This is a genomic window from Streptomyces zaomyceticus (assembly GCF_014656215.1).
In the GTDB taxonomy this organism is placed as follows: domain Bacteria; phylum Actinomycetota; class Actinomycetes; order Streptomycetales; family Streptomycetaceae; genus Streptomyces; species Streptomyces zaomyceticus.
In genome coordinates this window covers 260,223-285,450 of sequence record NZ_BNBZ01000002.1, presented here as the reverse complement: position 1 = coordinate 285,450, position 25,228 = coordinate 260,223, and the positions used below count along the sequence as shown (strand labels likewise).

The window sequence follows — 25,228 nt, the reverse complement described above, 5'->3', positions numbered from 1 at the left end:
CCCCGCCTTCCGAGAAACCGCTCCATCGAGCAACACGGCGAAGTCCACAGCGTTTCAGGCCCGTGAACCAAGCCCTTGACAGTCGTTCCGGACCGGCCCATTCTCACCCCTCAGGGAGCGCTCCCCCGACTTCCCCCCTTCCTGAGGAGCCGCCGTGCCTCCACTGTTCCGCCGCCTCGGTTTACTCGTCGCCGTCGCGGCCACCCTGCTCAGCCTCACCGCACTTCCCGACCCACCCGCCCACGCCGCCGCCGTCTGCGGCAGCGCTGACGCCGCTCGCGGCAGGCCCGCCACGGCGTCCAGCACGGAGGGCCCCTTCGGCGCCCAGAACGCCGTCGACGGCGATCCCGGCACCCGCTGGTCCAGCGAGTTCTCCGACGACCAGTGGATCCGGATCGACCTCGGCTCCTCGAAGAACGTCTGCGGAGTGGCACTCGCCTGGGAGGCCGCCTACGCCAAGGCCTTCCGGATCCAGGTGTCGAACGACGCCGCCACCTGGACCACGGTCCACGAGACGACCACCGGTACCGGCGGCACCCAGGACCTGACCGTGACCGGCACCGGCCGCTACGTCCGGCTCGCCGCGACCCAGCGCGCCACCGGCTACGGCTACTCACTCTGGTCGTTCGCCGTGCGGACCACCGAAGGCGACCAGCCCGGCGGCGGGGACACCCTCCTCTCGTACGGCCGGTCGGGCGCGGCCTCCTCCTCCCAGGCCGACTCCAACTGCTGGGAGTGCACCCCGGCCCGGGCGTTCGACCGAGACCCCGCCTCCCGGTGGGCCACCAGCCCCACCACCGGCTGGACCGACCCCGGCTGGATCTCCGTCGACCTGGGCGCGACCGCCCAGATCCACAAGGTCGTCCTCCAGTGGGACCCCGCCTACGCGAAGTCCTTCCAGATCCAGGTCTCCCCGAACGGCACCGACTGGACGCCGATCTACTCGACCACCGCCGGCACGGGCTTCAAGCAGACCCTGACCGTCTCCGGCACCGGCCGCCACGTCCGGATGTACGGGACGGAGCGCGCCACCGCCTACGGCTACTCCCTGTGGGAGTTCCAGGTGTACGGCACCGGCGGCGCGCCGATCCCCGCCCCGCAGCCGCCGGCCGATCCCGCGAACCCGCCCCGGCTCGTGTGGAGCGACGAGTTCGACGGCGCCGCCGGGGCCGGGCCCGACCCCGCGAAATGGCGGGCCGACCCGGGCACCGGCCAGAACGCCGAGCTGCAGTACTACACCGACCACCGCAACGCCGCGCTGGACGGAGCCGGCCACCTCGTCATGGAGGCGCGCAAGGAGGCGACCCCGGGCCAGGGATGCCCGCCCGACCCGCTGACCGGCAGCACCACCTGCCAGTACACCTCGGCCCGGATGAACACGGGCGCCACCTTCCAGTTCACCTACGGACGGGTCGAGGCCCGCGTCAAGGTGCCCAAGGGCAACGGCCTCTGGCCCGCCTTCTGGATGATGGGCGGCGACTTCCTGACCGGCCGGCCGTGGCCGTACAACGGGGAGATCGACATCATGGAGATCCTCGGCAAGGACGTGAAGACCGCCTACTCCACCGTCCACGCCCCCGCCTACAACGGCGCCGGCGGGATCGGCGCTCCGTACCGGCTGCCCCAGGACGCCGACTTCTCCGACGACTTCCACACCTTCACGGCCGACTGGACCAGCAAGGGAATCGTCTACAGCCTCGACGGACGGACCGTCCTCACGCTCGACAAGGAGCAGGTGGAGCGGACCCGGGGGCCGTGGATCTTCGACCACCCGCACTACATGATCCTCAACCTCGCGGTGGGCGGCGACTGGCCCGGCCCGACCGACTCCACCACACCGTTCCCCTCGAAGATGCTCGTCGACTACGTGCGCGTCTACCAGTAGCCGGCCCTCCACCCCGCACCCCACGTCCGTAAGGAAGTGACATGCGCAGACATGCCTTACCCCTCTACACCCTCATGGCGGGGGCGCTGGCGGTCGTCCTGGCCGCCGCCCTCAGCATCACCCTCGCCTCCCGGCCCGCCTGGGCCGCCACCGTCCTCGTCCAGGCCGAGTCCTTCGCCGCCCAGTCCGGCGTGGTCGTGGAGGCGACCTCGGACACCGGCGGCGGACAGAACGCCGCCTACCTCGCCGACGGCGACTGGATGCGCTTCGACGGCGTCGACCTCGGCGCCGCCGGCCCCCTGACGGTCTCGGCCCGCGTCGCCTCCGCCACCGGGACCGGCACCGTGGAGCTGCGTACCGGATCGCCGACCGGACCGCTCCTCGCCGGACTCCCCGTCTCCTCGACCGGCGGCTGGCAGAACTGGGCGACCCGGACCGCCGACGTCGCCACGCACCTCACCGGACCGCAGACGGTGTTCGCCCTGCTCCGCGGCTCCACGCCGGGCGACTTCGTCAACATCAACTGGTTCTCCTTCGGCAGCGGTGACGGCGGCACCCCCGGTTGGGTCGCCGTCGACCAGGCCGCGTGGAACGCCCAGCTCGCGCGGTTCCGGGCGATGACACCGGCCGCGGTTCCGGCCGGCACGGTCCGCGTGCCCGAGTTCAACGCCACCTGCGCCTACAGCCACTCCGAGCCGGACGACCCGATCGTCGTCCCCGGCCTGCCCGGCGCGTCCCACATGCACAGCTTCTTCGGCAACCGGAGCACCGACGCGTTCACCACGCCCCAGAGCCTGCGGGCCCACACCGGCACCAGCTGTACCCCCGCCGAGGACCTGTCCGCCTATTGGATCCCGACCCTCTACGAAGGAGGCCGTGCCGTAGAACCCGAAGGCGTCATCGTCTACTACGGCTCCCGGCTCCCCGACCCCTCCGCGACGGTGCCCTTCCCCCAGGGCTTCCGCATGATCGCCGGCAACGCCAAGTCGCAGGTGCCCACCCCGGCCGGCTCGGTCAACCAGTTCTTCTGCGCCGGTGAGGGCGGCGAGATCGGCCGCAGCGCCGACGGCAACTGGCCGGTGTGCGCCCCGACCGCCAAGCTCGTGTACCAGCTGCTCTTCCCGGACTGCTGGGACGGCAAGCACCTCGACAGCCCCGATCACAAGTCGCATGTGGCCTTCACCTACAACGGCACCTGCGGCGGCGACCACCCGATCGCCATTCCGTCCGTCTCCTTCGTCATCGGCTACCCGACCAGCGGCGGCACGGCCGGCTTCTCGCTCTCCTCGGGCCTGGCGTCCTCCATCCACGGCGACTTCTTCAACGCCTGGGACGACGCGGCCCTGGGACAGCGGGTGAAGGACTGCATCACACAGAGGGCCAAGTGCAACTCCGCCGGAACGTTCTGACCCCGCGGACCGCGGCGGCACTGCTCGCGGCCGTGCTGGTCACCGGCTGCACCCAGCAGCCGGTGGCCGGCCCGCCGCGCGCGGTGGCCTTCAACACCACCGACACCGCCTGGATCCAGCTGATGATTCCCATGGACGAGCGGGCCCTGCGACTCGCCGCCCTCACGGCGGACCGGACCACCGACCCGGCCCTGACCGGGCCGGCGACCACGTCGGAATCGAAGCTGAAGGGCGAACTGGAGCGACTGCGCGGCCTCCTGGAGCTTTCCGGGGTTCCCGACACCCGCCCCCACGAGGGGCACAACATGCCGGGGATGGTCCCCCTCGACACCCTCGAGAAGGCCGCCACGAGCACCGGCGAGGAACTCGGCCGGCTCTTCCTGGACGGCATGCGCGCCCATCTGGCCCAGGTCCGGTCGCTCTGTGCCGGCGAACGCGCCTCCGGCTCGGCCGACGACGCGAAGGATCTGGCCGAGGCCGTCGAGAGGAGCGCCGGCGAACAACTCGCCCTGTTGAACACGGTGCCACGCTGAGCCGCGGGCGGACGAGCGACGCACCCCGCGACTCGTCCGCCCGCCGCTCGCCCTCACGCCCGCGGACAGGCGGTGCCCATACCTCGGGACGATCCGTCCACCATATGGGCAAAGGTTTGACCGGCTTGTGCGCTCGCGGCTATGTTGCGCGCCATGCACCGATCCGCGCTTCTCACCACTCGAGGTCATGTCGACCTGAAGCGTGTGTGCTCTGCCGCATGTCAGCGGTCGTGAACCACGGCGTGGGCACGGAGCGGGGTTTCCCCTCTCCGACCGGGATCTGATTCCCGTTCTCCGTCCGGAGTCCGGCTCCGGACGGCATCTCCCCCTCTCTTCGTGCCCCGCGCCGCGCGCCCCCTGAAAGTGGCGTTCCCTCCGATCCTCGACGGAGCGCCCCCGACGGCTCCGTCCTGCCGCTACGGCGACCTCCGGAGCCGGTCGTCCGCGCCGCCGCACAGGACCGGGAAGGCCCCCCGTGGAGAGTTCATCACCCACCGCAGTTCGACGTTCCGCGCCCCTGCGACGCGCGGACATCCCGCCCTCGGTCCCGGCCGCACGCCGTGCGTCGGGAGCCGGGGCGGTGATGGGGGCCATCCTCGACCACGGGCCGGTGGCACGGAGCACCGTGGCCCGGCTGACCGGGCTCTCCCCCGCCGCCGTGAGCGGCCACTGCGGCGTACTGCTCGGCCGCGGGCTGATCCGTGAGCGCCAGGAGACCACGGGGCCGCGCGGTCTGGGCCGTCCCCATGTCCCGGTGGAGGTCGACGCGGGCCGGTACCTGGTGGCGGGCGCTCATATCGCCGTCACCCACGCGACGTTGTCGCTGATGGACCTGAGCGGCCGGATCGTCGCCGAGGAGCGGCGTCCGCACGACGTGACGGATCCCGGGCGGGTACTGGGGGGTCTGGCGGAGCGGCTGCCCGGGCTCGTGGCGGCGCACGGCGCGGGCAGGACCGTCCTCGCCCTGGGCGCGGCCACCGGGCACTGGGTCGACCCGGAGGCGGGCGTGGTGGTGCGGCACCCGCAACTGGGCTGGCGCGATGTGGCCGTACGGAGCGTGCTCGCCGAGGCGACCGGGCTTCCCGTTCATGTCGACAGCCACGCCCGGGCGTTGGCCCGGGCGGAGCAGCTGGTGGGGCAGGCCGGAACACGTGAGAGCGCGGTGCTGCTCTTCGTGGGGGCGGTGGTGGACGCGGCCTTCGTGTCGGCGGGCGCCGTGCATCAGGGCCCTCGTTCGGGAGCCGGGAACGTCGCCCATCTCCCCGTCGGCGCCGGTGACGGCGGCTCGTCGTCCTGCGTGTGCGGTGTCCCCGGGTGCCTCCAGGCCGAGGTGTCGGAGCCCGAGATGGTGCGGCGGGCCGTGGCGGCGGGGCTGCCGGTGACCTCCTTCCCCGCGCTGCTGGAACGGGCGCTGGCGGGGGACGCGACGGCGCGGGAGCTGTTCCTGCGTCGCGCTCGGCTCGTGGGACGGGCGGCGGCCGTGCTCCTGGACATGTTCGACCCGGAGGTGCTCGTCGTCGTCGAACCGGGCGCGGGGCGGCTGCCCGAGTGCCTCGCCGCGCTTCGGGCCGAGGTGGCCGAGCGGTCGTGGGTCTGTGACGACCCCGAACACCGGGTCGTGCCGAGTTCGTTCACCGGGTCGGTACTGGCGACGGCGGGGCCCGCCGTGGCCCTGGGCGCGCTCTACGACGATCCGCTCGGGCCCTGGCCGGCGCTGCCCGCCGTCTCCTGACGGAGGCGGGGCGGCGTGGACGGGGCGAGCAGGCGGGCTCGGGGGAGCGGGCAGGGGCGCGGCCCGCGCGTCGCCCGAAAGTCCGACTTAATTCAGAGAGTTGCATTGTTGACCGGGCCGGAGCGCAGATCGGAAAATGGATTCATGAGCAGCAGGCGAGGGATTCCGCAGATCGTGCCCACCACGGCACGACGCTGTCGCCCCCTGCCGCTCTCCCTCCCGGGAACCGACTGTACCGACCGCGCCGACGCGTTCCGCGTCGGAAGGCACGCCGGAAAGCGCTGTTGACGCTTTCCCGCAGCTTCCTGTGAACAGGCCCTGATCCGCCCTCGCGGGCCCGCGGCCGCTCTTTTCCGTGTTCTTCCGAGTCGTCGCTGCTCCCTTCCCTTTCTCGGGATGCCCTTTCTCGGGATGCCCTTTCTCGGGATGCCGGCCTGACGTTCCCTTTCCCCGCGTATCCCCCTGTCGTCCCGCCATGCCCTTCTTCGTCATGGAGGAAATGTGTCCGTCTCCCTGTCCTCGCACCCCGCGGCGGATCTCGCCCCCGACCGTTTCAAGCAGGCTTTCCGCGCCTATCCGGCCGGGGTCGTCGTGATCGCCACCGACGCCGGCAACGGCCCCGTCGGCTTCACCGCCACGTCGCTCACCTCCCTGTCCCTGGCTCCCCCGCTCGTCTCCTTCGGCGTCGCCACGAAGTCGTCCTCCTGGCAGCACGTCGAGCGGGCCCGTACCGCCGTCATCCACTTCCTCGGGTCCGACCAGGAGGATCTGGCCAGGCGCTTCGCGACCAGCGGCATCGACCGCTTCGCCGCCCCCACCTCCTGGCGGCGCCTCCCCGAGGGGGAGCCGGTCCTCTCGGACGTCGCCGGCTGGCTCCGGGTCGGCATCGAGGACCTGGTGCCCGCGGGTGACCACCGGATCGTGGTGGCCCGTGTCCTCGAGTCGTGGCAGGAGCCGGGCCGACGCCCCCTTCTCTTCCACGACGGCGCCTATCTCTCCATCTGAATCCCGCCCCTGTCCCCACATCCTCCCCGTCCCTGCCGCACTTCTTCGGAACAGGATCACCATGTCACCCATCCCCGCCCCATCCCGTCTGGGCCGCAGAGGATTCCTCGCCCTCGCCGGCGGGACGGCCCTCGGTGTCGCCGGATGCGCGCCGCCGCCGAATCCCACCGCGCATTCCACCTCCGTGAAGGCTCTTTCCACGGCTCCTCCGCCTTCGGGTACGTCGCTTTCCGTTGCCGTACGCACCTCGCGCATCCAGTTCGCCGAGTCGGGGCTGCTGAAGGAACTGCCGTTCACGGTCTCCGAATGGCCGAACCTTTCGGCGGGTCCCGACATCATCCAGGGATTCCGGGCGCGTTCCATCGATCTGGCGACGAATGCCGGAATCCCTCCGATCCAGGCCCACGCCATCGGGGTGTCGGCCCGCATCGTGGCGGTGCAGCTGCGCCGGAAGCCGACCTATGTCTTCGCCACGGCACCCGGCTCCCCCATCCGGCAGGTGGAGGACTTCCGGGGCAGGAAGGTCGCGTTCTCACAGGGCCAGGCGCAGGGCGTCGTCGTCCTGCGCGCCCTGAAGAAGGCCGGACTGTCCACGAAGGACGTCCAGTTGGTGGCACTGCCGAGTACCCAGTTCCTGACCGCTCTCCAGTCGAAGCAGGTCGACGTCGCCCCGCTGGGCGAGCCGACGCTCACCAAGTACCTGGCGCAGTACCGCAAGGACGGCGCACGGGACGTGCGCACCGACGTCGTCGACCTGCTGACGGTGCTGTGGGCTCCGTCGGAGGTCCTGGACGATCCCGCGAAGGCCGCGGCGGTACGCAGCTTCGTTCCGCTCTGGGCCCGGGGCTCGGTATGGGCCTGGGAGAACACGAACCGCTGGATCGACGCGTACTACGTCAAGGACCAGGGGGTCAGCCGCGAGGACGGCAAGCGCATCGTGACCTCGCTCAACAAGCCGCATTTCCCGGCGCGTTGGGACGAGGCGATCCGCTGGGAGCAGGAGACCGCGGATCTGCTGGCCGAGGGCGGCTTCGTCCCCCGCTTCGACGTGACGCAGCTCTTCGACCGGCGTTTCGAAGGCCTGGCGGCCCAGGCCGTCGACGCCCGGTACCGGGAGGGAACGACATGACCGAGGCACTGACCCCCGCGCGTACCTCCCGCGGGCTCGACGTGGCCGACGCCCCCCGCACGGCGCGCGTGACGAAGCCGTTCACCCCTCCGGAGGCCGGCGGAACCCTTCCGCCCGGCACCGGCGGCGGCACCGGTCGCAGGGCGGGCAAGGGCGGTGACGGCAGAGGACGACGCCTCGGCCCGGGCCGCCCGGTGCCCTTCGGCCGACTGCTGGGGCCGGCCCTGCTCCTCGCCGCCTGGTGGGCCGCCTCGTCCGCCGGGGTGCTCGACCCCCGCATCCTGTCCCACCCGTGGAGCGTGGTCTCCACCGCCGTGGAACTGGTGGCGGACGGCCGGCTCCAGGGCAACGTGCTCATCTCCCTCCAGCGCGCGGGGCTCGGCCTCCTCTTCGGCGTCGTCGCCGGCGTCGCACTGGCCGTCGTGGCGGGTCTCAGCCGCACGGGTGAGTACCTGGTCGACGGGCCTCTGCAGATCAAGCGGGCCATCCCGTCCCTGGCGATGCTGCCACTGCTGATCCTCTGGCTCGGCATCGGTGAGGACATGAAGGTCACGGTGATCGCCCTCGGCGTGGCCGTGAACATGTACATCAACACGTACGCGTCGCTCACCGGCATCGACAGCCGCCATGTGGAGCTGGCCGAGGTGCTGCGGCTGAGCCGGTGGCGGTTCGTGCGGAAGGTCGTGATCCCGGGTTCGCTGCCGGGGTTCTTCGTGGGCCTGCGCCTCGGCGTGACCTCGTCCTGGCTCGGCCTGATCGTCGTGGAGCAGATCAACGCCACCAGCGGCATCGGCTACATGATGTTCCAGGCCCAGCAGTACGCCCAGTCCGACGTGATCGTCGTGGGCCTGGTGGCGTACGGAGTCTTCGGCTTCGCCTCCGACGCCCTCGTCCGCGCCATCGAGAGGAGGGCCCTGTCGTGGCGACGCACCCTGGCGGGCTGACCAAGGCACCACCGGCCGTCCGCACCCGGCGACTCGTCCGCCGCTTCGGCGAGCGCACCGTGCTCAAGGACATCGATCTGGACCTCGCGCAGGGCGAGTTCACCGCGCTGCTCGGGCGCAGCGGTTCCGGCAAGTCGACGCTGCTGCGCGCGGTGGCCCGACTGGACCACGGCGTGGAGGGGACGGGTGAACTCGTCGTACCCGAGCGGGTGTCGCTGTCCTTCCAGGACTCGCGCCTGCTGCCCTGGCTGCGCGTGCTGGACAACGTGGTGCTCGGACTGCGCGGCCCGGGCACCCGGGAGCGTGGCCTGACCGCCCTGGAGGAGGTCGGGCTCGCCGGACGCGACCGGTCCTGGCCGCACGAGCTCTCCGGTGGGGAGCAGCAGCGGGCCGCTCTCGCCCGGGCGCTCGTCCACGATCCCGAACTGCTGCTGGCCGACGAGCCGTTCGGCGCGCTCGACGCGCTGACCCGGATCAAGATGCACGGTCTGCTGCGCGAACTCTACGAGCGTCACCGGCCGGCGGTGCTGCTGGTCACCCATGACGTCGACGAGGCGGTCGAGCTGGCCGACCGGGTGCTCGTCCTGGAGGACGGCCTGATCTCGCTCGACATGCCGATCGACCTGCCCACGCCCCGCAGCCGACGCGATCCCCGGTTCCAGGAGTACCGCGACGCCCTGCTCACCGCGCTCGGCGTGACGACGCCGTCCGCCGCCCCGCACGACTCCCCGAAGGAGAAGCCCCATGTCCCGAACGTCTGAGCACGCCTCCGGCCGCACTCCGGCCGGTACGCCCGTCCGCAAGCATCTCCACCTCAACGCGTTCCTGATGTCGGTGGGGCATCACGAGGCGGCGTGGCGGCTGCCCGAGAGCCCGGCCCGGGGCGGCACCGACATCGCGCACTACCAGAACCTGGCCAGGATCGCCGAACGGGGCAAGCTGGACTCGGTGTTCCTCGCCGACAGCCCGGTGCTCTTCGGGGACCCGGGGCGGCGTCCGTCGAGCAAGCTGGAACCGACCGTCCTGCTGACGGCGTTGGCCGCGGTCACCGAACGGATCGGGCTCATCGCCACCGCCTCGACGAGCTACAACGAGCCCTTCAACCTCGCCCGCCGCTTCGCCTCGCTCGACCATGTGTCGGGCGGGCGCGCCGGCTGGAACATCGTCACCACGGCGGGGGCGGAGGCGGCCCGCAACTTCGGCCTCGACGACACTCCCCTGCACCATGACCGCTACGAGCGCGCGGCCGAGTTCGTCGAGGTGGCCACCAAGCTGTGGGACAGCTGGTCGGACGACGCCGTGATCGCCGACAAGGATCGCGGCGTGCACGCCCTGGCCGACCGGGTGCGCCGGGTCGATCACCGCGGCGCGTACTTCCGCGTCGACGGGCCGCTGAACGTACAGCGTTCGCCGCAGGGGTACCCGCTGCTCGTGCAGGCGGGGTCGAGCGAGGACGGCAAGGAGTTCGCCGCGCGGTACGCGGAGGCCGTGTTCACCGCGCAGCAGACCCTGGAGGACGGCATCGCGTTCTACCAGGACGTCAAGCGTCGTGCCGTGGCCTTCGGCCGCGACCCGGACGGCATCAAGATCCTCCCGGGGATCGTTCCGGTCATCGGCGACACGGAGGCCGAGGCGCGGGAGCTCGACGCGGAGCTCGACCGTCTGATCTCCCCCGAGTACGCCAAGCGCCAGCTCGCGCAACGGCTGCGGATAGCGCCCGAGGATCTCGACCTCGACAGCGAGCTGCCCGAGGAGGTGCCCACCGAGGACGAGATCGAGGGCGCCAAGAGCCGCTACACCCTCATCCTGGAACTCGCCCGGCGCGAGCGCCTGACGGTGCGCCGGCTCATCGGCCGACTGGGCGGCGGGCGTGGCCACCGGACCTTCGCCGGAACCGCCGAGCAGGTCGCCGACACCATCGAGCACTGGTACGAGAGCGGTGCCGCGGACGGGTTCAACATCATGCCGGCGGTGCTTCCGTCCGGTCTGGAGCTGTTCGTCGACCGGGTGGTGCCGATCCTCCGGGAGCGCGGTCTGTTCCGTTCCGAGTACGAGGGCACGACCCTGCGCGAGCACTACGGCCTGCCCCGCCCGGCCAACCAGTACTTCGACGCGCCGACGGCCGGGGCCGAGGTCGGCGCGGGCGAGAGTGCCGACGCCGGTCGTTCCGCCGCCGCGCTGGTGGACGCACGGTGACCGGTTGTCCCCCACCGGCCCCGCGGGAGCAGGTCCCGTCGGAGCGGTCACCGCGGGAGCAGGTCCCGTCGGAGCCGGTCCCGTCGGAGCCGGTCGCCGCCGCGGCGGCCGGCCCCGGCGGGCCCCGGCCGCCCGGCTGGGCCCGGCGGCTCCTCGGCTACTGCCTGCGCCACCGCCGTGATCTCGCCCTCGCGTACGGCGCCGCGGTCGTCGCCGCGCTGGCGACCGCCGCGCTGCCGCTGGTCCTGCGCCATGTCGTCGATGCCGTCTCCGCGGACACGGCCGGGTCGCTGACGCCGTGGCTCGTCCTGCTGGTCTCGCTCGGCGCCGTCCGCTTCGGTGCGAGCTTCACCCGGCGCTACCGTTCGGGGCGGGTGTCGCTCGGCGTCCAGTACGACCTGCGCAACGACGCGTTCGCCTCGCTCGTGCGGCTCGGCGGGTCCAAGCAGGACGAGCTGCGGACCGGGCAGGCGGTGAGCCGTTCGATCTCGGACATCACCCTGATCCAGACGTTGCTGCAGTTCCTTCCGAACCTCACGGGCAACATCCTCATGTTCCTGGCCTCCGTGGTCCTCATGGCGCTGCTGTCTCCGCTGCTGACCGCCGTGGCCCTGGTCGTCGGACCGTTGCTCTGGATGATCGCCTTCCGTAGCCGTCGCGACCTCTTCCCGGCGAACTGGCACGCCCAGCAGGAGGCCGCGGAGGTCGCCTCCGCCGTGGAGGCCACGGTCACCGGCGTGCGGGTGGTGAAGGGCTTCGGTCAGGAGCAGCGAGAGCTGGCCGGTCTGGACGGTCGCGCGCGCCGGCTGTTCGCCTCCCGTATGCGGGTCGTGCGCTACACCAGCCGCTACAACCCGGCACTGCAGGCCGTACCGGCCCTGGGCCAGGTCGCCGTGCTCGCGCTCGGCGGCTGGATGGCCCTCGACGGCCGCATCTCGCTGGGCACGTTCCTGGCGTTCACGACGTACCTCGGCTCGTTCGTCACTCCCGTCCGGCAGCTGGCCACCCTGCTCACCGTGTGGCAGCCGGCCAGGGCGGGCGCCGTCCGTGTCATGGAGGTCATCGACGAGACACCGGGGCTCGCCGAGGCGCCGGACCCCCTGGAACTGCCCGCCGAACCGCCGGCCGTCTCCTGGGAGGACGTCACCTTCACGTACGGCGGCGGGAATCCGCTCCTGCGGGGCTTCTCGCTGGACATCCGGCCGGGCGAGACCGTCGCGCTCATCGGCCTGGCGGGCTCCGGCAAGTCGACCGCGGCGGCACTGCTCCCCCGCTTCTACGACGTGGACGGCGGCCGCGTCCGGGTCGGCGGCCACGACGTACGGGAGCTGTCCCTGGACTCCCTGCGCTCCCGGATCGGGTTCGTGTTCGAGGAGTCGTTCCTGCTCTCCGACACCATCAGGGCCAACATCGCGTACGGCCTGCCGGACGCCGGGGACGCCCGGATCCGCGCGGCGGCGCGGCTGGCCCGCGCCGACGAGTTCGTCGAACGGCTGCCGCACGGCTACGACACGGTCGTGGGCGAGCAGGGACTCACCCTCTCCGGCGGACAGCGGCAGCGGATCGCCCTGGCCAGGGCACTGCTCCGCGACCCGGCCGTGCTGGTCCTCGACGACGCCACATCGGCGATCGACACGAGGGTGGAGGCGGAGATCCACGACGCCCTGCGGACGGCGGCCCATCGGCCCACGACCCTGATCGTGGCGCATCGGCGTTCCACTCTGGAGCTGGCGGACCGGATCGCCGTACTGGACGACGGCCGGGTCGTCGACACCGGCACCCTGGACGAACTCCGCTCGCGCTCACCGCTGCTGCGCTCCCTGTTGTCCGCCGCCCCGGAACAACCGTCCGCGGCGGCGGAGGAGACCACCGCCCCTGGCGCCGCCGGATCCCCGGCCGTCGCCGACACCGACACCGACGTCAGGGCAGCGGTCACGGCAGCGCTCTGGCGGCGGGACGAGGACGGCGCGTCCGACGACGAGGGCGGCGAGGCCTCGGTCCGCGCGGCCCAGGCGTTCGCGGAGGCCGCGGCGACGGCCGGACCGGGGCGCGGCGCCCCGGGTGGGGGCGGGCTGCTCGGCTCCGCACCGCCGAATCCGGAGGTACTGGCGGGGCTGGCCCGGCTGCCGCTGCCGAAGGCGGACCCCGGACTGCCGGTGGACGTGGTCGCGGCGGCCGAACCGGATCTGGGTCTGGGGCGGTTGCTGCGCCCCTTCCGGACGCCGTTGCTCCTCGGTCTGCTCCTGGTCGCGCTCGACGCGCTCGCACAGATCGCCGTACCCGTGCTGGTCAGACACGGGGTGGACGACGGGGTGGCCCGCGGCGCCGGGGGCGCCCTGCTGGCGGCGGCCGGCGCCGCGCTCGTGGTGGCGGCGAACTGGGCCGTGGGCGTCCTCCAGGTCAGGACCACGGGCCGGACCGGCGAGCGCCTGCTGTACACCCTGCGGGTCAAGACGTTCGCGCAACTCCAGCGGCTCGGGCTCGACTACTACGAGCGCGAGCTGGGCGGCCGGATCATGACCCGGATGACGACGGACGTGGACGCCCTGTCCACGTTCATGCAGACGGGGCTCATCACGGCCGTGGTCAGCGGGCTGACCGTGGTGGGCGTGCTCGCCGCGCTGCTCGTGATCGACGCCGGCCTGGCCCTCGTCCTCGTCGCCGCGGTACCGGTACTGGCCTTCGCCACAGCCGTGTTCCGCCACCACTCCGTACCGGCCTACCGGGAGGCCCGGGAGCGCGTCAGCATCGTCAACGCCGCGCTCCAGGAGAACGTCGCCGCCATCCGGGTCACCCAGGCCTTCCGCCGCGAGGAGCACAACGCGCGGGACTTCGCCCGGCTCGCGGGCGACTTCCGGGACTCCCGGCTCCGCGCCCAGCGGTACATGGGGATCTTCTTCCCGTTCGTGGAGTTCCTCGGCACGCTCTCCGCGGCCACCGTCCTCGCCGTCGGCGCGGGCCGGGTGTCGGCCGGGGAGCTCACGGCGGGCACGCTCATCGCGTTCCTGCTGTACGTGGAGCTGTTCTTCGCCCCGATCCAGCAGCTGTCCCAGGTGTTCGACGGCTACCAGCAGGCGGTCATCGGCCTCTCCCGGCTGCGCACGCTCATGCGGACCCCGACCGGGACCCCCGGTGCGGACCGGCCGCTCGGCGTGGACCGGCTGCGCGGCGCGATCGAGTTCGACGGCGTCTCCTTCTCCTACCCGGGAGGCCGGGAGGTGCTGAGCGATCTGCGGCTGAAGGTCGCTCCCGGCGAGACCGTCGCGCTGGTGGGCACGACCGGAGCGGGGAAGTCCACCGTCGTCAAACTCCTCGCCCGCTTCTACGACCCCTCCGCCGGCCACGTCCGGGTGGACGGGGACGACCTGCGCGAGCTCGATCTGACCGCGTACCGGCGCCGGCTGGGTGTCGTGCCCCAGGAGCCCCACCTCTTCAGCGGAAGCGTGCGCGACGCCATCGCGTACGGCCGTCCGGACGCCTCGGACTCCGACGTCGAGGCCGCGGCACGGGCCGTCGGCGCGCACGACATGGTCGCGGCGCTGCCCCGGGGCTATCTCCAGCAGGTCGGCGAGCGGGGCCGTAACCTGTCCGCCGGCCAGCGTCAGCTCATCGCCCTGGCCCGGGCCGAACTCGTCGACCCCGACGTGCTGTTGCTGGACGAGGCCACGGCCTCGCTCGACCTGGCCACCGAACGGCGGGTGACCGCGGCGACGGCCGCGCTGACCCGTCGCCGTACGACCGTCGTGGTGGCCCACCGGCTCACCACCGCCGCGCGCGCCGACCGTGTCGTGGTCCTCGACGGCGGCAGGATCGCCGAGACGGGCACGCACGAGGAGCTGCTCGCCGCCGACGGCCCGTACCGCCGGCTGTGGGACGCCTTCCGGGACGGGCCCGCGCACACCGTCCCCGCCGACCACCACCCCGGCGACCCGGCCCCCGCCGGTCCCCACCCCACCGATCACCTCATGCAGGAGAGTGCACGATGACGCAGTACCGCAACCTGGGCCGTACGGGCGTGAAGGTCAGCCCGCTGTGCCTGGGGACGATGATGTTCGGCGCCCGCGGCAACCGCGACCACGAGGACTCCGTACGGATCATCCACCGCGCCCTCGACGCGGGCATCAACTTCGTCGACACCGCCGACGTCTACTCCGCCGGCGAGTCCGAGACGATCGTCGGCAAGGCCCTGGCCGGCGGCCGCCGGGACAACGACGTCCTGGCCACCAAGTTCCACGGCAGCCTCGGCGAGGACCCCAACGAGCGGGGCAACTCGCGCCGCTGGATCATCAGGGAGGTCGAGAACAGCCTGCGTCGCCTGGGCACCGACCGGATCGACCTCTACCAGGTCCACCGGCCCGAACCGGACACCGACTTCGACGAGACGCTGGGCGCCCTGACGGACCTCGTGCGCCAGGGGAAGATCCTCTCCATCGGGACGTCGACGTTCGAGCCGTCCGCGATCGTGGAGGGCCAGTGGCTCGCCGAGCGCCGCGGTCGGGAACGTGTGGTCACCGAGCAGCCGCCGTACTCGCTGCTCGCCCGGGGCATCGAGCGCGAGGTCCTGCCGGTCACGCAGCGGTACGGACTCGGTGTGCTCGCCTGGAGCCCGCTGGCCGGCGGCTGGCTCTCGGGCCGCTATCGCAAGGGGGTGGCCCAGCCGAGCTCCAGCCGTGCGGACCGCCAGGCCGAGCGCTTCGACATCGGGTCCCCGGAGAACGCCGCCAAGCTCGACGCGGCGGAGGCCCTGGCCCAGCTCGCGGAAGAGGCGGGCCTGACCCTCATCCAGCTCGCACTCGCCTTCGTCCTCGAACACCCGGCGGTCACCTCGGCCATCATCGGCCCCCGCACCTTCGAGCAGCTGGAGAGCCAGCTCGGCGCGGACGAGGTCCGGCTGAGCCGCGACGTCCTGGACCGGATCGACAAGATCGTGCCACCGGGCACCAACCTCTCCACGAGGGACGCGGGCTACACCCCGCCCTCACTCACCGAACCGGAGCTGCGCCGCCGCGGCCACTGACGGCTGCTGACGGACCGCTGACGGGCCGCGCCCCGGACGGGCGCGGCCCGAACGGCATGCCCTGGACGGGCGTGGGCCGGAAGCGGGCGCGTGCGGTCGGGCCTGGTCCGGTCGGGCGCGGTCCAGGGTGTGGCTCCCGGCTCCGGGCGACCCCGGACGGCATGCTGATGGCCCGTTCCGCGGAAGGCCGGCGGGCAGGGCGACACGGCAGGGCAAGGGGATCGAGTGGCGGAGCACGCGCGGTCGGGGGAACCCTCGGAGGCGGAGGCCGGAGCCCTGGCGGAACGGCTCAAGGAACGCATCTACGCGACGATCACCATGATCGCGGTGATCGTGGGCCTGTCCTTCGGCGACCCGGGGCCGGCCGGGGCGGCCGCGACGGTGCTGACCACGGCTCTCGCGCTGTGGCTGGCCGCGTTCACCGCGGACCAGCAGGCCCACCGCACGGTGCACCGCGCCTTCGCCACCGGCCACGAGCTCCGCCGGATGCTGTACGTCAGCAGCCCGCTCCTGACCTGTGCGGTGGGCCCGGGCGTGATGATCGCCCTCTCCGCACTCGGCGCCATGAGTCTCCGGACGGCGCTCCTGACGGCGGTCGGCCTGGCCGTCGCCTCGCTGTTCGCGTGGGGCTTCGTCGGCGGACTGCGCATGGGCGGCGGACGGCTCCTCGCGGGGCTCGCGGGGCTCGTCGACGCGGCGCTCGGCGTGGCCATCGCGCTGGTGAAGGTGAGCGCGGGCCACTGACGCGAGCGCCTGCGACCGGCGTCCACGCTGCCGGACCTCCGGCCGGCGGCAGCCCCACGTCGTCGCACTGCGGCCCAGGCCCTTTCCCGTGCATGGAACCTCGGCGCGAGCAGCCCCTTTTTCGGCCAAACACACCGCTGGGCACGGTCCCGGGATCGCGGGGGTCGATGTACCCGGCACGAACGCGCATTCGCCCGGTCATGGGATTCGCGCCGCGTCCGAAACACATGTGTTCGACACGCCGAGCAGGCTCGTTGAGCCTCACGACACCCCACCCCCTTGTCGTCGGAGGCTTCCGTGTATCCCCTGCCCACCCCCCTGGCACCCCTTCCCCCCGCCGTCCGGCCCCGGCCCGAAACGCTCTCCGCCGCCGTGCCGCCCGACCGCCGGGCCACCGGTGCGTTGCGTGCCTCAGGTCCGGATACGAGGTGGGGGGCATGACCGACACCGACACCGGCACCGGCACCGGCACCCCCGGCGCCGCGCCCTCCACAGCCGGCGACGGCGCCTCACCCTCGGAGCAACTGCTCTTCGGCGGTGAACTCACCTACGACTTCGGGTGGGGCGCCCACAACGGCGCCTGGCTCAAGCTCAGCCTCCGGGCGATGGCGCTCTCCCTGCCCCGGCAGGTCGCCGTCGCCGTCCGGCTGGCCCGACGGGCCGACCGGCGGGCGCTCATCACGGTCGCCGTCGGCGAGATCGCCCGCGGGATCACCCAGGCCGTCTCCCTGATCGCGGTCAACGCCCTGCTGGTCGAGCTGCTCGCTCCCGGCGACATCACGGGCAGGCTGAGGGCGGCCCTGCCCTCGCTCACGCTGGTCGCCCTCCTCGCGGTGTGCGGTTCGGCGTGCAAATCGGCCTCGACGGCGGCGACGGGAATCCTGGAACCCAAGGTCCAGCGGGCGGCCACCGAGCGCTATCTCGGCCTGGTGGCACGGGTGGAGCTGGAAGCGATCGAGGACGACGCCTTCCACAAGCTGATGGACTCCGCCCAGTGGGGCGCCGAGTCGGCCAGGCGGATGGTCGTTTACTGCACCGCCGTGGTCACCTCGGCGATCTCCCTGATCGCCGCGGCCGGCGTCCTGACCGTGCTGCACCCGGCGCTCCTTCCGCTCCTGATCGGCATGGCGCTGCCGAGCGCTTGGGGATCGCTGACGATGGCCCGCCACCGGTACGTCAGCTGGCACCGCTTCGTCCAGCATGTGCGGGCCGCCCAGTTGATCAGCCGACTGCTGATCGACCAGCAGGCCGCGGCCGAGGTCCGGGTCCACGACGTCGCGCCCTTTCTCCTGCAGCACTTCCGGCAGATGGCGGAGACCAGCGAAAGGGAGCAGACCCGGCTCGCCTGGATCGGCGCCCGTACCGGCCTGTTCGCCGACACGGCGCGCGGGTTCGCCACCGTCGCCGCCTACGGCGTCCTCGGGCTGCTGCTGTGGCAGGGGCGGATGGATCTCGCCGTCGCCGGTACCGCGGTCCTGGCGATCCGTACCGGATCGGCGAGCATCACCGATCTCGTCCTCCGGGTCACCGATCTCCAGGAGGAGGCGCTGTTCGTCGCCGACCTGGAGACCCTGTGCGACGAGGCCGTGCGCCGTGCCATCCCCACCGGAGGGCGCGACCTGCCCGGGCAGCCCGCCGAGATCCGGTTCGAGAAGGTGACCTTCACCTACCCCGGGGCGGACGAGCCGTCCTTGCGGGAGGTCGACCTCGTCATCCCCCGCGGCAGGACCGTCGCACTCGTGGGCCGCAACGGCAGCGGCAAGTCGACGCTGGTGCGCCTGCTGAGCGGGGCCCGGCTCCCCGACGCGGGTCGGGTTCTGTGGGGGGAGGTGAGCACCGCCGAGGCGGATCGCGCGCAGATCTTCGACCGGGTCGCCATGGTCGCCCAGGACTTCTACCGCTGGCCCTTCACCGCCCGCGTCAACATCGGCATCGGCAGGCCCGGCGCGATCGACGGCAGAGGTGTCGAGGCCGCCGCCGCGTACGCGGGGGCCGACGAGGTCGTCGGAGGCCTTCCGCGCGGTCTGGACACCCTGCTCGCCCGCGGGTACAAGGGCGGCCAGGAGATCTCCGGAGGGCAGTGGCAGAAGATCGGTCTCGCCCGGGCCCGGTACCGCGACGGCGCCGTCCTGATCGTCGACGAGCCCACCAGTGCGCTCGACCCCGCTGCCGAGCAGCGGGTCTTCGACCAGATCCACGAGCTGGCCGGCTCGGGCCAGACGGTGGTCCTGATCACCCACCGCCTCCACAGCGTGCGGCACGCCGATCTGATCTACGTCCTCGACGAGGGCCGGGTCGTCGAGCACGGAAGCTTCGCCGAGCTCATGGATCCCGCCGTCGGCACCGGCGCGTTCCGGGAGGCCTACGCGTTGCAGGCCCGCCAGTTCGTGACCCCATCGGTGCCGCCCCAGGCGACGGGGGCCGCGAGCGAGCGGGGCGGTCGTCCCGGTGAGGGGCAGGCTCTCGCATGAGCGCCGTACGTCGTGGGCGGGTCGCCTACGGAGACACGGTGCCCCCGTCCGCATGGGTCCCGGCCCGGTCCGGGACTCACACCACGAACTCGCGAGGTCCTGAGATGCCGCCTTCCCTCCTCCCCGTCCGTGCCCTGGTCAGCGCCTACCTCGACCGGCACCCCGGCGAACGACGGGCCCTGGCCGGGCTGCTCGCCGCCCTCGACGCCGAAAGCGATCCGACCGACCGCTCCACGCTGCCCGGGCACATCACCTGCGGCGCGGTCGTGATCGATCGCGAGCTCCGCGTCCTGCACATCGGCCACAGGGCCTCCGGGCTTCTGCTCACTCCCGGTGGTCATGTCGAGGCCGCCGACGGGACGCTGTCGGCCACGGCGCTGCGGGAGGTCGAGGAGGAGACCGGGATCCCTCCCGGCGCCCTCAGCGTCACCTCCGCGTTCCGCGACGGGCCGATCGACATCGACGTCCATCGCGTCGACGCCGGGCCCGACGGTGGCGAACCGGCGCACCACCACTACGACTTCCGCTTCGTCTTCCGCCTCGCCGCCGGCGCCGTTCCCGAGCTCGTCCTGCGGACCGAGGAGGTCACGGGAGCGGTCTGGCTGCCGTTCGACGAGGTCACGTCCCCCACCCTGCGGGCCAAGTTGATGTCCTCGGGGCTGGACGGGACGATCACCCCGCTCGACGCGAGCGCGATCATCCACGACGGTCGCGGCCGGTACCTGCTGCATCTGCGCGACGCCAACAAGCCCTGGATCCGGGAGCCGCAGGACGGCACCTTGGGGGACACGATCCGCCGCGAACTGCGGGAGGAGGCCGGTCTGACCGTCGAGGACCTGCGGCCGTACGCGGCCGAGGAGGTCACCGGCACGGACGGAACGCGGGTGCCGATCCAGGTGTTCACCGGTCGATGGCGCGGCGACCCGTCGGCGCTGCCGCTCACCGAGGGCGTGCTGCTCGCGTGGATCCACCCGGAGAAGTTCCCGTTCCTGACGATGCCTCCGTCGACGAGGGAGCTGCTGGAGCGGCACGCGGCCGAGCACCCGCCGGGTGGCAGCGCCGGGACATCGGGCGGGAGCGGCTCGGCGGGGGCCCCGTCCGGCACCGTGCCGCATGTGGTCGGCGTGCACCTCTATCTGGAGCGCGGCGGGCAGGTCCTGCTGGGTCTGCGTCATCCCGACTCGGCGTACGGGGGCGGCTCCTGGCACGCCCTGGCGGGCCACTGCGAGGCGGAGTCGGCGACGGCGTGTCTGGTGCGGGAGGCGAACGAGGAAGCGGGGCTGGTGATCGACCCGGGCGACCTCGAACTCGTCCACACCGTCCACTTGGTGGACCGGCCCGGGGAGCCGCCGCGGATCCAGCTCTTCTTCCGGGCGCGCCACTGGGAGGGCACGCCGGAACTGCGGGAGCCCCACGCATGCGTCGCCTGGCGGTGGTGGAGCGCCCAGGACCTCCCCTCGCCGATCGTTCCCTACACCCGCGCGGCGATCGAAGGCATCCGGGCCGGTCGCCCGTACACCGAGACGGGGTGGCCCCGCTGACCGACCGCCACCACACCTCGGCCCACCTCGCCTCACCACCCGGGTCCACCCGACGGCTCCCCGCCCGTCCCCGCCGTGCGCTTCCCCGACCGGCCTCCCCTCCCCCGCCCCCTCGAGGACGTCCACGCCCGCTGGGAACAGGCCGGTCGGCCGACCGCGTACCGGGTCGAGCTCTCGGGCGGCGGCCCTCAGCACGTCGTCTCCGGCGCCGGGCCGAAGGCACTGGCCTGGACGCTGCCCCCGATCGGCCTCGCTCCCCACGGGACGCCGTGACCACGCCCGTTCGACACCGTCAGACGAGGAGAGGCTCGTTGGAGTACGCAGTTCGCCACGAGGGCAACAGACACCACGCCCGGGAACGGGGGTACCGGTACCTCGAGGACCGGTTGCGGGAACGGTCCGCGGCGCACGTCGCCGACGGGGAGGGCAGGTGAGGAAGGTCGGACGACCCCGGAACGAGAGCGTGTTCACGGCGCCTTCGGAGCGCGACGAGCAGGTGAGGATGCGACGCGCCCACGCCTCCGCGGCGCGCGCCTTCCTCGTCACGGTGTCCGGACCGGAGGTGTGGGGGTGGCAGGGCCGCACCCTCGGCCGCCGGGCCGGGACCGACTGGCTGCGTGTCGTCTCCGCCCCGGTCGCGAAGCAGGGCGGCAGGCTGTGGGAGGGCACGGCGCTCGCCGACGCGCTGGTACCCCGCTCCGTCCCCCGGCCCCGGCTGCGGGACCTGTGCGACTGGACCGGGGGTGATCACGCGTACCGTGCCGAACTCACCGAGTACGTCACCGCGCCGGCGGTCACCGGCGGCAGCCCCGCGCTCGACCGGAACCCCGTCCGCCCGGACGTCTGGTGGACGGACCTTCGATCCGCGCTCAAGACGCTCGCGACGGTGCCGACCGACCGGGAGTCCGCACGGCAGCGATGGATCGACGACATCTTCCGCCGCTTCCTCGGCATCGACCCCCTCCACATCCGCGATCACACCACCGGCCACGCCGACGTCCACTGGGCGAACCTCACCTACGCGCCGCTGGTCATCCTGGACTGGGAGGGGTGGGGACGGCTGCCCGTCGGCTACGACATCGGCCTCCTCCACGCGTACACCCTCACCGCACCCGCCACCGCCGCCCGCATCCGGCGGGAGTTCGCCGACGTCCTCGACACGCCCGCCGGGCGGGCGGGCGAGCTGGTCGCGCTCGGCCGGCTCCTCCAGGCGTGCAGCCTGGGCGTCCACCCCCGCCTCACCCCGCTGCCGGCCCGCCGGGCCGAGGACCTCACCGGAACTCCCGTCCCCCTTCCCTGACCTGCCCGCCCGCCACGCCGCCCTTCCACCTGTCCGTCCGTCGCAGATGACGCGGACGGACGGACGGCACGGACACTTTTCCGATCGGAGAGAGATGACGACAACCCCCTCCACCGCCTCCACTCCCGACAGGTCTCCGGGCCCGGAGCCGACCGACGAGGAGTACGGGATCCTGCGGGCTTCAGGTGCGCTCTGGGCAGGGTGCTCGGTGCTGATCACCGACCGGCACGGGCAGGTCCTGGTGCAGCACGTCGACTACCTCGACACCTGTCTGCTTCCCGGTGGCGCCGTCGACAAGGGAGAGTCGCCCGCACGGGCCGCCGCCCGCGAACTGCAGGAGGAGCTCGGTGTCGCCCTGACCGTCGACCGGGGCCTCGCCGTCGACTGGGTCTCCGTCGGGAGTGTCGGCGCACCGGCGTCCATGCGGTTTCCCGGCGAGCTCCTGCATGTCTTCGACGGGGGCACCTGGAGCGACGAGCAGATCGCCGCCATTCGGCTGCCCGAGCGCGAGATCACCGGCATCGAGTTCGTCGAACCCGCCGGCCTGCCCGGTCTGCTCGCGCCGCGCGACGCCCGCCGCGCCCTCTCGGCGCTCCGGGCCCGCGTCAACGCCGGTGGCGCCGTGCTCCTCGAGGACGGCCGTCCGATCGCCCCCTCCGTCCTGGACACCGCGGGCATCCTGCGAACGTCCCGGGCCCGACACCACTACCCCTTCCATGCCGCTCCCGTCCCGGAGCATCTTCCGGTCCGCCAGTCCTGGGTCTGGGCCTTCGCCCCGGACGGTCGTGTCCTGGTCCTTCTCGAACCCGACACCGGAGCCGCCTGCCTTCCCGGCGGTACGCCCGAAGCCCGGGACCACGACGACCCCGAGGCCACCGTGCGCCGAGAGGCGGCCGAGGAAGCCGCCGCCGAGCTGACCGACGTCGTGAGCGTCGGATACCTGTCGGATCCCGAGGAACCCTCCGCCCGCGTCCGCCACGTCGCCGCCCTCGCCCGTCTCGGCGCGCCGCCCGTGGACCCTGCCACCGGCCGCACGCACATCCGCGTCCTGGCCACGCCGGAACAGGCCCTGCAGCTCTTCGACTGGGGCCCTTCGGCCGGCGCCCAACTCGCCGCGGTCCACCGGGCCCGCGCAGCCCTGGGTGTCCCCGCCGCCCAGCCACAGCCCGTCGCCGAACTCGCCGACCCGGTGGTCTGGGACCGGATGACCGGGTGACCGGGTGACCACGTGCCCCGGGTGACCGGGGCCCCGGACCGGACCACGGCTCACACGGTCGCGTCGGAGACCCGTATGCCCACCGCCCCTGCCGGACGTCCGGCAGGGGCGGTGGGCATCGGGCCGACATCGCGGCCGGGGGCGGGTCGTCAGCGGGCGCCGAAGACCTGGGTCCAGTAGGGCCCGCCCTCGGAGTGGATGCCGACGCCGATCTCCTTGAAGGAGCAGTTGAGGATGTTCGCGCGGTGGCCCGGGCTGTTCATCCACGACTCCATGACCTGTTCCGGGCTGCTCTGGCCCATGGCGATGTTCTCGCCGTAGGTCGACCACGGGTAGCCGGCGGCCGTCACCCGTTCCCCCGGGCCGGCGCCGTCGGGGTTGGTGTGGTCGAAGAAGTCGCGCGCGGCCATGTCGTCGGAGTGGCCCTGGGCGGCCTTGGTCAGGGTGGCGTTCGCGGTCAGCGGCCCGCAGCCCGCCTTGGCGCGCTCGGCGTTGACCAGAGCGACGACCTGGTCGACGGCCGAGCTCTGGCCCTGGTCGTTCTGCGGACCCGCACCCGTACCGGAGCCCGCGTCGGTACCCGTGCCGCCGTTGTTGCCGCCGTTGCCGTTGTTCGTGCCGGTACCGGTCGACGGTGAGCCCTGCGTGGGCGCCTTGGTACGGGGCGGGGTCGTCTTCACCCGGGCGGGCGTGGTGGTGCGGGCCGGGCGCGGCTGGGCGGTGGTGGCCCGCGCGCTGGGCGATGCCGAGGCGGAGGCACGCGCGGAGGCGGACGTGGAGGTGGGCGGCGAGGCGGTGGGATCCGTCGGCGCCGCCGACGGGGTGCCGGAGTGGGCGGACGGGTCGTGGGAGAGGGGAAGGTCCAGGCCCGGGGCCGTCAGACGGCTCGCGTCGAGGCTCTCGTCGTCCCCGCCGCGGCCGCCGCTCATCGAGAACGCGCCACCCGTCACCGCCATGACCACGACACCGGCCGCGATGACGGCCCGGCGCCGGCCCCGCTCCTGCGTCTGGCGACGACGCCGCAGGGCGGCGCGTGAACCGTGCCTCCCCGGCGCCGGGGAGGTGGGGGTGTGCCGGGTCGTGTGGGGTCGGACGTGCTCCGGGGACGAACCGGCCAGGAGGTACGGCTCCGTCAGGTCGGCTGCCGGGGCGTACGCGGCCGACTCGGTGACGTCGAGCATCTCGGTGGCGTCGGACGTGCCGTAGGGGTCCGCGTGGCCGGCGCTCGCGTACGGGTCCGGGGCGCCCTGCGGGGTGGACATGTACGTGCCGTGCCGGCCGGGTATGTAGGTGGCCGCGGGCATCGGCGTCACGGATTCCCACGTCGGCTCGCCCGCCTGGGCCGTGGCCGCGGGCGTCGTGACCGCCAGGAGCGTCTCCGCCGGGACCAGTCCGTTCCAGCGCGCGGAGCAGTGGGCGCAGCCGAGGGTGTGGTGGGCCAGGTGGTCGCGCCACGGGGCGGAGGGGCGGTGGTCCCAGCCCGCCGCCTGGTGGCTCAGGGCGCGGCAGGAGGGGTTCCCGCCGTTCAGGGTGCCGACGACGACCCGGGCGGCGTCGAGCCGTGCCCGTACCGCTTCGAACCTGGCCGCCGTCTCCTCGACCGGCCACCGCAACGCGGCAGCCGTCTCGTAGCGGGAGAGCTCGCCCGAGCACTCCAGCGACCACAGGGCCAGCAGTTCGCCGTCGTCCGGGTCGAGCCAGCGCGCCGCCTCGGTGATCTCGTGGGCCTGCCCCGTCGCCTGCGGCGACTCGCCGCTCATGGCGTCCCCGTACGCCCAGCCGGCCGGCTGGGCGTGCCGGTGCCGCCGTATCCCGTCCACGGCGATCGCGACCAGCCAGGGCCGGAAGACTCCGGGGTCGGTCAGGGTGGGCAGCCCGTCGATGGCGCGCGTCATCGTCTCCCGTACGACGTGCTCGACGTGCTCGGCACCGTGGCGACCGTTCATGGCGACGGCCACGGTGGTGTGGACCAGGGGCAGGTGGGCGGTGATCAGCTGGTCCCGCGCCCAGGGGTCACCGTTCCGCGCCGCCAGGACCAGCTCTGTGTCCCGCTCGATTCCTGTGCTCTGCCGCACGCCGATCGTCCCGTCCGTTGGAGATGTTTGC

Annotated in this window: 18 protein-coding genes; 17 read left to right on the top strand and 1 reads right to left on the bottom strand. The window is 72.9% G+C overall.

The features are described 5' to 3' along the window. Positions 1-154: 154 nt before the first annotated feature. From IE311_RS04075 to IE311_RS03995, 17 genes are all read left to right on the top strand, one after another. Positions 155-1,885 carry a discoidin domain-containing protein gene (locus tag IE311_RS04075; RefSeq protein ID WP_189830125.1) on the top strand — a complete coding sequence of 577 codons (1,731 nt, stop codon included), beginning with the start codon at positions 155-157 and terminating at the stop codon, positions 1,883-1,885. Between the two features lie 41 nt (positions 1,886-1,926). Then, complete coding sequence (locus IE311_RS04070; RefSeq protein WP_189830124.1) at positions 1,927-3,294, top strand: DUF1996 domain-containing protein; 1,368 nt, start codon at positions 1,927-1,929, stop codon at positions 3,292-3,294. Then, complete coding sequence (locus tag IE311_RS04065) at positions 3,270-3,827, top strand: DUF305 domain-containing protein (protein ID WP_189830123.1); 558 nt, start codon at positions 3,270-3,272, stop codon at positions 3,825-3,827. Before IE311_RS04070 ends, IE311_RS04065 begins: the two co-directional genes overlap by 25 nt. 580 nt (positions 3,828-4,407) lie before the next feature. Further along, positions 4,408-5,559 carry an ROK family transcriptional regulator gene (locus IE311_RS04060; protein ID WP_308439790.1) on the top strand — a complete coding sequence of 384 codons (1,152 nt, stop codon included), beginning with the start codon at positions 4,408-4,410 and terminating at the stop codon, positions 5,557-5,559. Positions 5,560-6,060: 501 nt separating this feature from the next. Further along, positions 6,061-6,564, top strand: coding sequence for a flavin reductase family protein (locus IE311_RS04055; protein WP_189830122.1), 504 nt, complete (start codon positions 6,061-6,063; stop codon positions 6,562-6,564). A 61-nt stretch (positions 6,565-6,625) separates the two neighbouring features. Then, complete coding sequence (locus tag IE311_RS04050) at positions 6,626-7,693, top strand: ABC transporter substrate-binding protein (RefSeq protein ID WP_189830121.1); 1,068 nt, start codon at positions 6,626-6,628, stop codon at positions 7,691-7,693. Then, positions 7,690-8,637 carry an ABC transporter permease gene (locus tag IE311_RS04045; protein WP_189830120.1) on the top strand — a complete coding sequence of 316 codons (948 nt, stop codon included), beginning with the start codon at positions 7,690-7,692 and terminating at the stop codon, positions 8,635-8,637. The genes IE311_RS04050 and IE311_RS04045 overlap by 4 nt, the downstream gene beginning before the upstream one ends. After that, complete coding sequence (locus IE311_RS04040) at positions 8,613-9,398, top strand: ABC transporter ATP-binding protein (protein WP_189830119.1); 786 nt, start codon at positions 8,613-8,615, stop codon at positions 9,396-9,398. The genes IE311_RS04045 and IE311_RS04040 overlap by 25 nt, the downstream gene beginning before the upstream one ends. Next, a complete protein-coding gene (locus IE311_RS04035) occupies positions 9,382-10,833 on the top strand; it encodes an LLM class flavin-dependent oxidoreductase (RefSeq protein WP_189830118.1) in 1,452 nt (483 codons plus the stop codon). The genes IE311_RS04040 and IE311_RS04035 overlap by 17 nt, the downstream gene beginning before the upstream one ends. A 164-nt stretch (positions 10,834-10,997) precedes the next feature. Beyond that, positions 10,998-14,819, top strand: a complete 3,822-nt coding sequence (locus IE311_RS04030) for an ABC transporter ATP-binding protein (protein WP_229901739.1) — start codon at positions 10,998-11,000, stop codon at positions 14,817-14,819. After that, positions 14,816-15,850, top strand: a complete 1,035-nt coding sequence (locus tag IE311_RS04025; protein ID WP_189830116.1) for an aldo/keto reductase — start codon at positions 14,816-14,818, stop codon at positions 15,848-15,850. Before IE311_RS04030 ends, IE311_RS04025 begins: the two co-directional genes overlap by 4 nt. A 225-nt stretch (positions 15,851-16,075) precedes the next feature. Beyond that, positions 16,076-16,594, top strand: coding sequence for a hypothetical protein (locus tag IE311_RS04020; protein WP_189830115.1), 519 nt, complete (start codon positions 16,076-16,078; stop codon positions 16,592-16,594). A gap of 437 nt (positions 16,595-17,031) precedes the next feature. Then, positions 17,032-19,065, top strand: coding sequence for an ABC transporter ATP-binding protein (locus IE311_RS04015; protein WP_189830114.1), 2,034 nt, complete (start codon positions 17,032-17,034; stop codon positions 19,063-19,065). 104 nt (positions 19,066-19,169) lie between these two features. Further along, positions 19,170-20,606, top strand: coding sequence for an NUDIX domain-containing protein (locus IE311_RS04010; RefSeq protein WP_189830113.1), 1,437 nt, complete (start codon positions 19,170-19,172; stop codon positions 20,604-20,606). A 75-nt stretch (positions 20,607-20,681) separates the two neighbouring features. After that, positions 20,682-20,879: a hypothetical protein gene (locus IE311_RS04005; protein WP_229901710.1), complete on the top strand. Its 198-nt coding sequence runs from the start codon at positions 20,682-20,684 to the stop codon at positions 20,877-20,879. Positions 20,880-21,108: 229 nt separating this feature from the next. Then, on the top strand, positions 21,109-21,906 hold the full coding sequence (locus IE311_RS04000; protein ID WP_229901709.1) for a hypothetical protein: 798 nt from the start codon (positions 21,109-21,111) through the stop codon (positions 21,904-21,906). A gap of 94 nt (positions 21,907-22,000) precedes the next feature. Continuing rightward, entirely contained in the window at positions 22,001-23,122 is a 1,122-nt protein-coding gene (locus IE311_RS03995) for an NUDIX domain-containing protein (protein ID WP_189830111.1), read from the top strand. A gap of 149 nt (positions 23,123-23,271) precedes the next feature. Here the strand turns inward: IE311_RS03995 and IE311_RS36545 are convergent, their stop codons facing one another. Further along, positions 23,272-25,197: a CAP domain-containing protein gene (locus IE311_RS36545; protein ID WP_229901708.1), complete on the bottom strand. Its 1,926-nt coding sequence runs from the start codon at positions 25,195-25,197 to the stop codon at positions 23,272-23,274. Between the last annotated feature and the right edge of the window lie 31 nt (positions 25,198-25,228).